Origin of the sequence: Flavimobilis soli, from assembly GCF_002564025.1 — a bacterium.
Taxonomy (GTDB): Bacteria; Actinomycetota; Actinomycetes; order Actinomycetales; family Cellulomonadaceae; genus Flavimobilis; species Flavimobilis soli.
Genome location: NZ_PDJH01000001.1, coordinates 1,573,612 through 1,586,981, shown reverse-complemented (window position 1 = coordinate 1,586,981; position 13,370 = coordinate 1,573,612). Strand labels below are relative to the sequence as shown.

The 13,370-nt window shown below is 72.8% G+C and carries 13 protein-coding genes and 3 tRNA genes; 10 read left to right on the top strand and 6 right to left on the bottom strand.

Features of this window, described 5'->3' with window-relative positions; all coding sequences use genetic code 11:
- The first annotated feature begins 11 nt into the window (after nt 1-11).
- The 9 genes from ATL41_RS07220 (at nt 12) to ATL41_RS07180 (ending at nt 6,056) form a co-directional block, all read left to right on the top strand.
- Nucleotides 12-99 (top strand) — tRNA-Ser (locus ATL41_RS07220).
- A gap of 253 nt (nt 100-352) precedes the next feature.
- A complete protein-coding gene (locus ATL41_RS07215; RefSeq protein ID WP_245854674.1) occupies nt 353-1,621 on the top strand; it encodes a threonine/serine exporter family protein in 1,269 nt (422 codons plus the stop codon).
- A 51-nt stretch (nt 1,622-1,672) separates the two neighbouring features.
- A tRNA-Ser gene (locus ATL41_RS07210) sits at nt 1,673-1,761 on the top strand.
- 151 nt (nt 1,762-1,912) lie between these two features.
- A tRNA-Arg gene (locus tag ATL41_RS07205) sits at nt 1,913-1,985 on the top strand.
- Between the two features lie 343 nt (nt 1,986-2,328).
- Nucleotides 2,329-3,006 (top strand): copper resistance protein CopC, encoded by a 678-nt coding sequence (locus ATL41_RS07200; protein ID WP_169924512.1) that lies wholly within the window; start codon nt 2,329-2,331, stop codon nt 3,004-3,006.
- Between the two features lie 28 nt (nt 3,007-3,034).
- Nucleotides 3,035-3,577: a copper chaperone PCu(A)C gene (locus ATL41_RS07195; RefSeq protein ID WP_098457870.1), complete on the top strand. Its 543-nt coding sequence runs from the start codon at nt 3,035-3,037 to the stop codon at nt 3,575-3,577.
- Nucleotides 3,577-4,821 (top strand): Dyp-type peroxidase, encoded by a 1,245-nt coding sequence (locus ATL41_RS07190; RefSeq protein ID WP_098457869.1) that lies wholly within the window; start codon nt 3,577-3,579, stop codon nt 4,819-4,821. Before ATL41_RS07195 ends, ATL41_RS07190 begins: the two co-directional genes overlap by 1 nt.
- A 75-nt stretch (nt 4,822-4,896) precedes the next feature.
- The gene (locus ATL41_RS07185) at nt 4,897-5,697 is read left to right on the top strand and encodes an isocitrate lyase/PEP mutase family protein (RefSeq protein ID WP_098457868.1); all 801 of its coding nucleotides are present in this window, start codon (nt 4,897-4,899) and stop codon (nt 5,695-5,697) included.
- 8 nt (nt 5,698-5,705) lie between these two features.
- Nucleotides 5,706-6,056, top strand: coding sequence for a TraR/DksA family transcriptional regulator (locus tag ATL41_RS07180; RefSeq protein WP_245854673.1), 351 nt, complete (start codon nt 5,706-5,708; stop codon nt 6,054-6,056).
- A gap of 26 nt (nt 6,057-6,082) precedes the next feature.
- Here the strand turns inward: ATL41_RS07180 and ATL41_RS07175 are convergent, their stop codons facing one another.
- Nucleotides 6,083-6,652 (bottom strand): GNAT family N-acetyltransferase, encoded by a 570-nt coding sequence (locus ATL41_RS07175; protein WP_098457867.1) that lies wholly within the window; start codon nt 6,650-6,652, stop codon nt 6,083-6,085.
- A 139-nt stretch (nt 6,653-6,791) separates the two neighbouring features.
- On the opposite strand from ATL41_RS07175, the gene ATL41_RS07170 reads away from it, so the two are divergent.
- Nucleotides 6,792-7,745, top strand: a complete 954-nt coding sequence (locus ATL41_RS07170; protein WP_098457866.1) for a hypothetical protein — start codon at nt 6,792-6,794, stop codon at nt 7,743-7,745.
- Between the two features lie 15 nt (nt 7,746-7,760).
- Here the strand turns inward: ATL41_RS07170 and ATL41_RS07165 are convergent, their stop codons facing one another.
- The 5 genes from ATL41_RS07165 to ATL41_RS07145 all read right to left on the bottom strand — a co-directional run bounded on the left by ATL41_RS07165 (nt 7,761) and on the right by ATL41_RS07145 (nt 13,321).
- Nucleotides 7,761-8,228 (bottom strand): hypothetical protein, encoded by a 468-nt coding sequence (locus ATL41_RS07165; protein ID WP_098457865.1) that lies wholly within the window; start codon nt 8,226-8,228, stop codon nt 7,761-7,763.
- Nucleotides 8,229-8,265: 37 nt separating this feature from the next.
- Nucleotides 8,266-9,807 (bottom strand): SulP family inorganic anion transporter, encoded by a 1,542-nt coding sequence (locus tag ATL41_RS07160; protein WP_098457864.1) that lies wholly within the window; start codon nt 9,805-9,807, stop codon nt 8,266-8,268.
- 136 nt (nt 9,808-9,943) lie between these two features.
- On the bottom strand, nt 9,944-10,531 hold the full coding sequence (locus ATL41_RS07155) for a DUF2231 domain-containing protein (RefSeq protein ID WP_098457863.1): 588 nt from the start codon (nt 10,529-10,531) through the stop codon (nt 9,944-9,946).
- Between the two features lie 88 nt (nt 10,532-10,619).
- On the bottom strand, nt 10,620-12,104 hold the full coding sequence (locus ATL41_RS07150) for an NAD-dependent epimerase/dehydratase family protein (protein ID WP_098457862.1): 1,485 nt from the start codon (nt 12,102-12,104) through the stop codon (nt 10,620-10,622).
- Entirely contained in the window at nt 12,101-13,321 is a 1,221-nt protein-coding gene (locus ATL41_RS07145; RefSeq protein ID WP_098457861.1) for a zinc-dependent alcohol dehydrogenase, read from the bottom strand. Before ATL41_RS07145 ends, ATL41_RS07150 begins: the two co-directional genes overlap by 4 nt.
- Nucleotides 13,322-13,370 lie beyond the last annotated feature (49 nt).

Sequence of the window (13,370 nt, the reverse complement as noted above, 5' to 3'; positions counted from 1 at the left end):
ATGTGCCGCGAGGAGGGCTGACAGAGCGGCCTAATGTGACGGTCTTGAAAACCGTTGTCCCGCAAGGGACCGGGGGTTCGAATCCCTCGCCCTCCGCCACGGTCGAAGGCTGCGCCCACGGGCGCGGCCTTCGTCGTGCTGGTCCGGCGTCGAACGGTGCGTCGTCGCGCTGCGCGGAGTCCAACGGCGCGGCGCCGCGCTGAGCGTGGTGCCTCGCGGCGCGTCGTCGTGCTGCGCGCGGTGCCCGACGGCGCGAAGTCCCAAGGCGCGGAGAATGCGTAGCGGGGCTCCCGGCGCGGCTGGCGGGAGGTTGGTCCCGCGCCCCGGGAGGCGTGCGAGGGATGATGTCCCGGTGAACACCCCCGTGACAGAGGACGAGCTCGAACCGGTCGGGCTCATCAGACAGTCTGGCGCGATCCTGCGGCTCGGCCGCCTCAGCCTCTCGGCCGGCACGGGAAGCTACCGCGTCAAGGCGACGATGCAGCGCGCGGCGCGCGCTCTCGGCATGGCGCGGCACGAGGCGCACGTGACGCTCACGGAGATCACCGCGACGTCGCACCGCGGCCCCATCTTCCGCACGGAGGTGACCGAGGTCCGGTCGATCGGCGTCAACGCCGACCGGCTCATGGAGATCGAGCGGTACGTCTCCGCGCTCCCGGAGCGGACGACGGTCGAGGAGCTCGAGCGTGGCGTCGACCGGATCGCGTCCAAGCCGTTGCTGTACGGGAGCCTCGCCAACGCGCTGTTCGCGGCCGTCGCGTGCGCGGCGTTCGCGTTCCTCAACAACGGCGGACCGGTCGAGTGCGCGGGCGTGTTCCTCGCGGCCGGGTCAGGCCAGCTCTTGCGCCGCACCCTCCTGCACAAGGGACTCAACCAGTTCGCGGTGACGATGCTCGCCGCGTGCCTCGCGTCGTTCATGTACCTCGGCCTGATGATGGTGCTCGACTCGACGGTCGCCGGGTGGGGCGGCCACGAGGCCGGGTACGTCTCTGCCGTCCTGTTCCTCGTGCCGGGCTTCCCGCTCGTCACGGGAGCCCTCGACCTCGCGAAGCTCGACTACTCGGCGGGCGTCGCGCGGCTGACGTACGCCGTCATGATCCTCATGTCGGCCGCGCTCGCCGTGTGGGGCGTCTCGACCCTCGCGGGGGTGACGCCCGACGTCGTGCAGCCGCCCGACATGGCCGCCGGCCTGCTGCTCGGGCTGCGGCTCGTCGCGAGCTTCCTCGGTGTGCTCGGGTTCGCCCTCATGTTCAACAGCCCCTTCCCGATGGCGCTCAGCGCCGCGACGATCGGCATGGTTGCGAACGTGCTGCGCATCAGCGTCGTCGAGCAGGGCCTCGCGCCGCAGGCGGCCGCCGCGATGGCGGCGTGCCTCGTCGGGCTCATCACCGCCGTCGTCGCGCCCGCGATCGACGTGCCGCGCGTGACCGTGTACGTGCCGGCGGTCGTCATCATGGTGCCCGGCGCGACGGCGTACCGCGCCGTGTACTACCTCAACGACCGCGCGTCGACGATGGCCCTTGGCTACGCCGTCGACGCCGGCCTGATCGTCATCGCGCTCGCCATCGGACTCGCGGTCGGACGCATGCTCACGGACCGCGGATGGATGTTCGAACGCTAGTGAGCAGCCGGTTTTGCCCGGGGCTCATGCTCGGATAGGCTGTGCGGGCCTGGAGACGTCGCATAGTCAGGTCTAGTGCGCCACCCTGCTAAGGTGGTAACGGGGCAACCCGTTCGAGGGTTCAAATCCCTCCGTCTCCGCTTCCGAAGGGCCCCGGTCAGCAGACCGGGGCCCTTCGACGTACCCGGCTCTCCCCGGCCGCGAGCATGTGATCGAAGCCATGACCTCGCCGATTTCGCATCCGGCCCTCGCTGCGGGTATGCTCTTCGAGGTCGCCCAAGCGGTGACCACGCGCCCGTAGCTCAACGGATAGAGCATCTGACTACGGATCAGAAGGTTGGGGGTTCGAATCCCTCCGGGCGCACTCGTTTGAGACAGCGAGCAGACCCCCGCGGCCATCGGTCGGCGGGGGTCTTTGCTATGTCCGGAGCCCGGAGCCCGGAGCCCGGAGCCCGGAGCCCGGAGCCCGGAGCCCGGAGCCCGGAGCCCGGAGCCCGGGTCGGGCGCGGCGCCACACCGGGGTCTACTTCCTGACCTTCTCGGACCCGAGGGGCCGACCCGTGTATGGCCTTACCGCCAGGACGGCCGCGCAGGTCCAGGCTAGCGAGCCTGCCGGCCGCCCGGCCTGGAGGGAGTGCCGTGCGTCATAGCGGCGGGCTGACCTGGATCGATAACGTGGCTGACATGTCTGGGCTGTGTGGTGGCGCGTGATTACGTCGCCGAGGCGCCTCGTCCGCCGCTCCCTGGCCGCCCTCGCCCTCGCGGTCGTCGCGTTCTTCTGCTCCGCAGGTGTGGCAATCGCTCACGACCAGCTGGTCGACAGCGTCCCGGCCTCAGGTGAGCGGCTCGACGACGTGCCCGCCGAGGTCCGACTGACGTTCTCCGGCGAGCTCATGGACATCGGGACGACCGTCGTCGTGGCCGACGCCGCAGGCCAGGACTGGGCTGCGAGCGCGCCCGTCCTCGACGGGGCCGCGCTGACCGTGCCGCTCGCGCCCGACCTGCCGGACGGTGCGTACACCGTGCGGTGGCGCGTCGTCTCTGCCGACGGGCACCCCGTCTCCGGGACCGTGCCGTTCCAGGTCGGGGACCGGTCCCCGTCGGGGATGACGGCGTCACGTGGATCCGAGCCGGCGCCTGCTGCTGCGACACCGAGCGCGTCGTCGACGAGCGCGCCGTCCACCAGTGCCGCGCCGGCGCCCGCAGCCCAGGCCACGGACGTCGCCGAACGACAGACCACCAGTGCCGACCCGCAGGCCCCCGGCGCCGAGCCCGCCAGCCCGCTGCGCACCGTCCTGGTCGCCGCCGTCGGCGCGGTGATCGCGCTGGGGATCTACGTCGTCCTGCACGTGACGCGCCGCAGGGCGCGCAGCCGCCAGCCTTGAACCGAGCCCCGATGAGAAACGAGAAGTGATGTCCGTCCGTCGTGCCCTGTCCTCTGTCGCCGCCCTCGCGGTGGTGCTCGCGCTGTCCGCGTGCGATGCGGGTGACCCGAGACCCGCGGCGTCGTCGATCGGGACGCCCGGGCCCAGCGCCGCCACGGTCGTCCTCGAGGACGGCTGGGTCAAGGCCGCTGAGTCGGGCATGTCGGCGGCCTTCGGCGAGCTCGTGAACTCGACGGGCGCGGACGTCACGGTCGTGTCCGTCAGCACGCCCGCCGCGACGTCGACCGAGCTCCACGAGACGGTTCAGGACGACGCCGGGCAGATGGTCATGCGCGAGAAGCAAGGCGGGTTCACGGTCGCGGCAGGGCAGTCGCTGAGTCTCGCGCCCGGTGGGAACCACCTCATGCTCATGGGCCTCGCCGGGCCCCTGCAGGCCGGCGACGAGGTCGAGCTGACCCTCACGCTCGACGACGGCACCACCGTCGACGCGTCAGTCCCGGTCAAGGACTACTCGGGTGCCAACGAGACCTACGAGGGCGACGGCGAGAACATGGAGACGGACGGCCACTGATGGCACGCGGGCAGACGCCTGAGACGGGGCGCATCGGGCTGAGCCGCCGCCAGGTCCTGCTGGGAGGCGCGGTCGCTGGCGCCGGGGCTGTCGTCGCGGTCGGGGCGGACGCGCTGACGCGGCGCGCGACGACGTCGGGCCCCACGGCCACCCGCGCCGAGCCGCACGAGGTGCTGCACGGCGGGGACACCGTCGCGTTCTACGGCGAGCACCAGGCCGGGATCGCGACGACGCCGCCGCAGTCGTGCGCGACGCTCGTCGCCCTCGACCTGCGCCCCGAGACCGACCGCGACGCGCTGCGTCGCATGATGCGGTTGCTGACCGACGACGCTGCTCGCCTCACGCAGGGGCGGTCGGCGCTCGCGGACTCGGAGCCTGAGCTCGCCGTCGTGCCCGCACGGCTCACGGTGACGTTCGGGTTCGGGCCGGAGCTCGTGCGGCGCACCGCCGCCGTGGCGCCGCCGTGGCTGCGGCCGCTCCCGGCCTTCGGGATCGACCGTCTCGACGACGCGTGGAGCGACGGTGACCTGCTGCTCCAGGTCGCGGCCGACGACGCGCTCACCGTCGCCCACGCCGTGCGGATGCTGCTCAAGGACACCCGCCGCTTCGCGACCGTGCGCTGGACCCAGGCCGGGTTCCGGCGCGCTCGGGGCTCCGAGGCGTCGACCACGACGATGCGGAACCTGTTCGGGCAGGTCGACGGCACCGTCAACCCCGAGCCGGGCACTGCGGACTTCGACGAGGTCGTGTGGTCGCGCGACGGCTGGCTCGCGGGCGGCACGAGCATGGTCGTGCGGCGCATCGCGATGAACCTCGACACGTGGGACAAGCTGGACCGCGACGGGCGCGAGCAGTCCGTCGGCCGGCTCCTGGCCAACGGTGCGCCGCTGACCGGCACGCAGGAGCACGACGAGCCCGACTTCGAGGCGACCACACCGCTCGGCTTTCCCGTCATCCCCGAGTTCTCCCACGTGCGCCGTGCGCGGTCGGACGACCCGCGCGAGCGGATCTTCCGCCGCTCCTACAACTACGACGACGCGCCGCGCGGCGAGGAGATCTCCGCCTCCGGGCTCGTGTTCATCGCCTGCCAGGCGGACGTCGACGCGCAGTACGTGCCGCTGCAGCGGCGACTCGACGAGCTCGACCTGCTCAACGAGTGGACGACGCCGATCGGCTCCGCCGTCTTCGCGATCCCGCCCGGCTGCGCCGAGGGCGGGTTCGTCGGGGAGACGTTGCTCGCGTAGCCGCGGCCGTCCGGCCTTCTGAGACGGCACGTGGGCGGACGGGCCGGTGTCTGCGGGCCGGGCTAGCCTGGCCGCATGACCGCGAACACGAGCCCTGCGTCCCTGTCCGTCGCCGACCGCGCTCGTCGCCTGCGCGAGCTGCACGCCGCGCCGGAGATCCTGCGCGTCGTCAACGTGTGGGACGTGATCTCCGCGAAGGCTGTGCTCGAGCTTCCTGAGACGAAGGCGCTCGCGACCGCCGGTCACTCGATCGCCGCGACCTTCGGCTACGGCGACGGCGACATCCCGCTCGACATCACGCTCGACATGGTCGGCCGCATCGTCGAGGCCGCTGGCGACGTGCCCGTGAGCGCCGACCTCGACAACGGCTACGACAACCCGGGCGAGACCGCCCGCCGCGCGATCGGCGTCGGAGTCGTCGGCGCGAACGTCGAGGACCGTCTCGTCCCCGTCACCGAGGCTGCCGATCGCGTCGCCGCGATCGTCGCCGCAGGCGAGGCGGAGGGTGTGCCGTTCGCGCTCAACGCCCGCACGGACGCGTTCGTGCGCGGCGGCGACAAGCCCGTCGCCGACAAGGTCGCCGACGCGATCGAGCGCGGCCGCGCCTACCTCGACGCAGGCGCCGACATCATCTTCGTGCCCGGCGTCCTCGACGCAGACGTGACCCGCCAGCTCGTCGAGGGCATCGGCGAGCGCAAGGTCTCCGTCATCGGCCTGCCCGGCGCCCTCACCGCCGCCGAGTACGAGGCGCTCGGCGTCGGCCGCATCTCCTACGGACCCATGACACAGCGCGTCGCGCTCACCGCCCTGCAGGACGTCGCCGCAAGCCTCTACGCCGACGGCGCCATCCCGACCAGCACGCGCGCGCTCAACTGAGGCCACCTGTGCTCCAGGCCGACGCCGTCGCCGAGCTGCGCACCGCGCTGCTCGCCCGCCGCGCCGAGGCCGAGGAGCGCCTCGGCGCGCACGCCCGCACCTTCCAGGACATCGTCGACGCCGCCGCCAACGCCAACGTCGACGACGAGCACGACCCCGAAGGCACCACGATCGCCTTCGAACGCTCGCAGGTCGACGCCCTCGCCCAGAGCGCCCACGACGCCCTCGACGAGATCAGCGCGGCGCTCGCCCGGCTCGACGACGGCACCTACGGCGTCTGCGAGGCCTGCGGGCAGCCCATCCCGCTCGACCGGCTCCGCGCCCGGCCCACCGCCCGGCGCTGCGTCGCCTGCGCCTGAGCCGTCAGGGCCGAGAGGCACCGGGCTCAACGAGCAGGTGCGCGCACCATCGAGAACACGTCCGGGCCGTCCGGCACGTCCGTGTGCGCGGTGACCGCGAACCCGTGCCCCTCGTACAAGCGGACGTTGCGCACGTCTGACGTCTCCAGCGCGACCGGTGCATCCGGAGCACGCTCCGCGACGAGCGTCAGCGCATCCGTGAGCACCGCAGACCCCAGCCCGGCACCCCGACGGTCCGGGCGCACACCGAGCGTCGCGAAGTCCCACGCCCCTTCGGGGCGCTCCGGCTTCGCCACGCCGAGCAGCCGCTCGAGCCGGTCCCCGTGCAGCTCCGCGACCCGCGCCTGCACCTCGTCCGACGGGGCCGGTGCGTCGGGCGGCAGGACCGCCGCGACCGCTGTCACCGCGTCGTCGACCAGCACGACGCCCCAGCCCACCGCGTGCGCGAGATACAGCGCCTGCAGCTCCTCGAGCCGAGCGTCGTGGTCCTCCGCGGGCACGGACCAGCGCGTCCACGGATAGTCTGCGAAAGCGAGAGCGAGGGTGCGTGCAGCGGCAGGGACGTCGGCGAGCGTGGCCAGTCGCGTCGAGATCATCGGACCTGCCTATCAAGTCCGCGGCTGGCGGCGCCACTCGGACACACGACACACAGCTAGGCTCAGACGCACACCGGCGAACGCGACGAGCGCGTGCGGCGGCCGTCATCACCGCTGATGACCAGCCCGAGGGAGAGCCATGACGTCCACGCAGGCAAGCACGAGCGAGTTCGACCTGTTCGGACCGTGGATCGACGTCGTCGAGACTCCTGACCAGGTGCCGCCGCTCTACCGTGACCACCCGCTCGACCTCGACGCGAGCGAGCTCGTGCTCAAGTTCCCGCGCAACATCGCGCGGCGCGACGCCCACCCCGACATGGACCTCTACGACCACCTCGTGGTCGTCGACGCCACGGCCCTCACCATGCTGTCCCGCCGCGCCGGCGTGCGGAGCGACCGCGGCTACGACACGGTCCGCGTGCGGCACGACGAGATCGTCGCGGTCCGCGACGCCGTCAGCATCCTCGACGGCACCGTCACCGTGACGACCCGCTCCGGGAACGCTGTGAGTGTCCCCTACAACGGCTCCTCACGTGACAACGTCCGTCGCCTCGTCGAGCTGCTCCGAGCCCACGTCACGACCGGCGCCCCGACGCAGCGGGGCGCCGCCGTGCTGCGCGCAGGTCGCGCGACCGCCGACCCCGTCGCTGCGCTCGACCTCGGCCGCGACGACCAGTCGCTCGCCAGCCACGTCCGCGAGATCCGACGCGCCCACCCCGAGCTCGCACCGTGGACCGGGCACTCCCGCCGCGACGTGCGCCGCCACGCGACCGTGATCACCGCACCCTTCCACGCGATCGTCCGGGCGTTCTCGCCCGCGACCCTGCACGCCGCCATCCTGTCCGCCGACGACCGCACGCTCGAGGTCTACGGCCGCCACGCCTGGGTCGTCCGCGGACGCGCCCCCGTCATGTCGACGTCCCGCCTGATCGTCCCGCTCGGCCTGCTCGACACGATCGAGATCGCCCCCGACCCGAGGTACCGCGAGACGATGCGCGCGACGCTCGGCATGGGCGCCGCTCGCATCGACGTCCTTTTCCCCGAGGGAACGGAAGCGCACCAGCTCCTCGAGCGGGCCGCCCGCGGCGCCTGACACGCTTGGGAGGCGTCAGCGCGGATGGCGTCCCCCGTGCTCTCGCAGCTCGCGCAACGGCGCGATGCACCACGGCGTGAGGAAGAACGACGCCCCACCAGTGATCGTGGCGACCGTCAGCACGGCGACGGGGCCCCGTCCCGCAGCGCTGTCCTGCGCGAGGAACCAGACTGCGACGAGCGCGGCCCAGACAGGCACCATCGTGAGCCACATTCGCGCTCGCGCGGTCAGGGGCGCAGGCAGCCGCAACGCCACGACTGCGAGGATCCCACCCACCACGAGGCCGACGAGACCGGCGACGACCGCGTAGATCGTCATGAGCACGCCGAACCACTCGGAGTCGCTCTGGTCGAGCAGCGCGCCAGCGACGGCCCCGGCCCCCATGCCCGTGCACAGGCCGACGAAGAGGTAGCGGCCGACCACGGCGAGCCGCAGGTTGGCGGCCTGCCCGCGGCGGTACGCGGCGACCTCGGAGCTGTCCATGCGCCGAGGCTAGCGCCCGCCATGAGCGGTGAACAGGTCAGGAACCGAGCGTCCCTGACAGTCGCCCGTGCCGCGCCGCACTGTCCGGGTTCATGCCGACGATCTCGACGGTCGCGCCCTTCGCCTCGTAGCGGGTGGTGATCGCGTCGAGCGTCGCGACCGTCGACGCGTCCCACACGTGCGCGCTCGACATGTCGACGACGACGTGGCGCGGACCGTTCGCGTAGTCGAACTGGTAGACGAGGTCGTTCGACGACGCGAAGAACAGCTCGCCGCGCACCGTGTACACGCGCGTCTCGCCGTCGGCGGCGTCGACGTGCGTCACCGACGTCATGTGCGAGACGCGGTTCGCGAACAGCACCGCCGCCACGAGCACCCCGCTGACGACGCCGTACGCAAGGTTGTGCGACCACACCGTCACCACCACGGTCGTGAGCATGACCGCCGTCTCGCTGCGCGGCATGCGTCGTAGCGTGCTCGGACGGACCGAGTGCCAGTCGATCGTCGCGACGCACACCATGATCATCACCGCGACCAGCGCGGCCATCGGGATGGCCGCGACCACGTCGCCCAGCCCGACGACGAGCGCGAGCAGGAACACGCCCGCGAGGAACGTCGAGATGCGGGTGCGGGCGCCGGACACCTTCACGTTGATCATCGTCTGGCCGATCATCGCGCAACCGCCCATGCCGCCGAACAGGCCCGTGATGATGTTCGCGGCGCCCTGGCCCCACGCCTCGCGCGTCTTGTTCGAGTGGGTGTCCGTGACGTCGTCGACCAGCTTGGCGGTCAGCAGCGACTCCAGGAGACCGACGAGCGCGACCCCGAGCGCGAACGGCGCGATGATCTCGAACGTCTCGAGCGTGAGGGGCACGTGCGGCAGCCCGAACGTCGGCAGGGACTCGGGGAGGGCGCCCTCGTCGCCGACGTCCGGCACGTCGATGCCCGCGACCACGACCGCCGTCGTCAGCACGACGATCGCGACGAGCGGCGCCGGGACGATCGTCGTCCAGCGGGGGATGAGCACCATCATGGCGATGCCTGCGGCGGTCAGCGCGTAGACCGCCCACGGGACGTCCACGAGGTGCGGGAGCTGCGCGAGCAGGACGAGGATCGACAGCGCGTTGACGAATCCGACCATGACTGAGCGCGGCACGAACCGCATGAGACGCGCGACGCCGAGCAGCCCGAACGCCACCTGGATGACACCCGCGAGGATGATCGTCGCGACGAGGTAGTCGAGCCCGTGCTCGCGCGCGACCGGCGCGACGACGAGCGCCACAGCCCCGGTCGCCGCAGAGATCATCGCCGGGCGACCGCCGAGGAACGCGATCGCGACCGCCATCGTGAACGACGCGAACAGCCCGACCCGCGGATCGACGCCCGCGATGATCGAGAACGCGATCGCTTCGGGGATCAGCGCGAGCCCGACGACGAGACCGGCGAAGACCTCCGTGCGCAGCCGTCGCGGCGACCGGAGCGCGGCGGCGACGGAGTGGACGGCGTCCGCCTCAGGTGCGCCGGTCGAGGACTGCTCGGGAGCGGCGTCGCGCGGCTCGGGTGTCGGGGAAGCGGGCACAGAGGTCTCCGTCCAAGGGGGTGGCGGCGCGAGAGCCCTCGCTCGATCGCGCCGCCCGACGATACCTTAGCGGCGCCGCCCTGCGCCGCGTCCGGGTGCGGGGCGAGACCCGCCTCACATCACCGGGCCGGGCCCGTCAGTCAGGAATTTCGTCGGTCGTCGCGAGCTGGCCCAGCGGGCGGCCCGACGACGCGCGCTCGGGGCTCTCCTCCGGCGGGCCGAGGCGCGCCGCGAGATGCCCGCCGAGAAAGCCGCCCGCCCCGAGGAGCGACGCCCCCGCGAAGGAGAGGAGCTTCCCCCTCGTCGGGTCGGACCGGCGCGCCCACAGGGACGCGACGCCGAGCGCGAGCGCACCGCTGTTCGCGGCCATGTGGACGGTCGCGACCCGCTTCTGGGACCGGTCGAGCCGCAGGTAGTCGGCGAGACCGAGGTAGGCGGTCGGGAGGCTCGAGACGACGGCGACGCCCAGCAGCGTGCGCGCCGCGTGACCGTCGCGCGGGTGCAGGACGTCGAGCAGCACGCTCGAGATCCACGTGCCCACCGGGACGTCCGAGAGCGCGGCGTGGACGGGGTGCCCCACGGGCGCGCCTTGTGCGACGTCGCGCTCCGTCGCCGACGGGTGGGCCGCGAGGGCGATCCCTTCGACGACCGAGGCCGCGCCGTCGAGCGCGTGCGACTCCTCGAGGCTCGAGACGAGCTCGGCCGGGGTCGGTACGAGAGCCATGCGTCCTCCTTGAAGGTGGTGGATCCGCCTCTCCCAGCGTGCGCCGGGACACGCACGCCCGCACGCTGGACCGCCGACGGCGTGCCCCTCAGCCGTCCGACGCCGTCGCGCCGGCCCGCGAGGCCAGGTCCGACAGGCGGGAGACCCGCGTCGCGGAGAGCGCAGCCTGCCGTGCCACGACCTCACGGTTGAGCCCGAGATCCGTCGCCCGCTCGACGAGCACCGGCCAGACGCCCGCGGTGCTCGCCACCGCCTCTGCTGCGGCGGCCAGCCTGCTCGCGGGGGCGGCGCGCAGGCGCGGGCTGCGCACCGACTCCCGCCGGCGGACCACCGGCAGCCCGGCCAGGTCCGCGAGCGTGACGAGCTGCTCGCGCTCCTCCTCGAGGCCCTGCGCCAGGTCCATCACGGTGCCCATGCCAGCATCCTCGCCGACCGGCGTGCCCAGGCACGCGGTGCACGCGAAGGCGAGCGCGCTCGCGTGCGCCCGCACGAGAGCCGTGACCTCCGTGGCGATCGCCTGCCAGGCCTGCCCCGGCGTCGTACCGATGCGGTGCATCGGCCCGCGCGTCACGAGGCCGTCCCCGGCGCGGATGCCCTCGACGATCTCCTCGATCGCCTCCTGCGCGGTGTGGTGCGGCTCCCAGCCGAGCACCTCACGCGCCCGTCGCGTCGACATGAGCGGCGCCGACGCACCCATGTCGAGCCACCCCGGGTCTGCGGCGAGCACGCAGCTGCGCCACGCGGCGTCCATCGCGATCCGCACCGGCCGGTGCGGCACCTCGACCGTGGCGCGGGCGCCCAAGATCTGCGCGACGTCGTCCGCCTGCACGACGTCCGGTGCAGCGATGTTGAACGGGCCCCGTGCGCCCTGGACGGCAGCGCGCACGTATGCGTCCGCGACGTCGTCCGAGTGCACCGCCTGCAGCCGCATGCCACGCGGCCACGGCAGGACCGGGAGCGCGCCGTGCGCGAGCGCCGCGCGCGGCACGCGCGGCCCCAAGAAGTACCGGTACACCTCCGCGCCGGCCGAGCGCTGGAAGATCAGCGCCGGCCGCAGCCACGACACCGCCGTCTCAGGGTGGGCCGCCGCGAACTCCTGGATGACGCGCTCCTGCGCGGACTTGTCGACGCTGTAGTGCGACGTCGGCACGCCAGCCGTCGGGTGGTCCTCGGAACGTAGCTCGTCGTCGTGCACCGGCGAGTAAGCACCGACCGACGACGCGAGGACGACTGTCGGCACGCGCGCCTCCGCGACGGCCGCGAGCACCCGGGCCGTCCCGGCCACGTTCGCGCGGCGCAGCGCGTCGCGCTCACGGTTCGGCTGGATCTGCCACGCGAGGTGCACGACGGCGTCCGCACCCGCCATCGCAGCCGCGAGCGTCCGCACGAGCCCAGCTTCGTCGCCCGGCTCGCCGACGTCCGCGAGGTGCCACTCGACGCCCGCGAACGGCTCCGCCGTACCCGGGTGCCGGCGCGACACCCCGACCACCTCGGTCACGCGCGGCTCGGCCGCGAGCGCCCGCAAGACGGCTGACCCGACGTTCCCGCTCGCGCCGAGGACGACGACCCTCACCGCGCGCCGTCCGCAGCAGGCAGGCGCGGGTCGAGGACGACCTTGATGCAGCCGTCCTCCTTCTTCTGGAACATCTCGTACGCCTCGGGCGCGCTCTCGAGCGGCAGGCGGTGCGTGCGCAGGTCCAGGACGCCGAGCGGGTCGGCCGGGTCGGTCACGAGCGGCATCAGGTCGTCGACCCAGCGGCGCACGTTGCACTGGCCGGTGCGGATCGTGAGCTGCTTGTCGAAGATCTCCATGAGCGGCATCGGGTCGACCGCGCCGCCGTAGACGCCGGACACCGAGACGGTGCCGCCGCGACGTGCCGCGCCGATCGCGGCGTGCAGCGCGGCGAGGCGGTCGAAGCCCGCCTTCTCGATCATGGCTGCGGCGACGGCGTCGGGCAGGTGCATCATCGCGCGGTGCGCGCCGTGGCTCACGGGCGAGCCGTGCGCCTCCATGCCGACCGCGTCGACGACACCGTCCGCGCCCCGGCCGCCGGTGAGCCCGCGGATCGCCTCGGCGACCTGGTCGGAGCCAGAGAGCTCGCGCAGGTCGAGCGTCTCCACGCCGTGCCGCGCGGCCATGGCGAGCCGCTCAGGCACGAGGTCGACACCGATGACGCGCGCGCCGCGGTGCTTGGCGATGCGGGCGCTCATCTGGCCGATCGGCCCGAGGCCCAGCACCGCGACCGTGTCGCCCGCCTTCATGCCCGTGTACTCGACGGCCTGCCAGGCCGTCGGCAGCACGTCGGAGAGGAACAGGTACTTCTCGTCCGGGGCGCCGTCGTCCGGGACGACGATCGGGCCGTAGTCCGCGTGCGGGACGCGGAGCTTGTCGGCCTGCCCGCCGGGCACCTGGCCGTACAGCTTCGTGTAGCCGAACAGCGCCGCGCCCTTGCCCTGGTCCTTGACCTGGGTCGTCTCGCACTGCGACTGCAGGCCCTGCGTACACATCCAGCAGTGCCCGCACGAGATGTTGAACGGCACGACGACGCGGTCCCCCACCGTGAGGTTCGTCACCCCGGGCCCGACCTCCTCGACGATCCCCATCGCCTCGTGACCGAGGATGTCGCCGCGATCGATGAACGCGCCGAGCAGCGAGTACAGGTGCAGGTCGGAGCCGCAGATCGCCGTCGACGTCACCGAGATGATCGCGTCGGTCGGTTCCTCGATCCGTGGGTCGTCGACGGTCTCGACAGAGACCTTCTCGGTTCCTTGCCAGGTCAGTGCACGCATCGTTCCTCCATCGGTTGAGCCCGCCAGCACGGGGTGTGCGCCGTGCGGG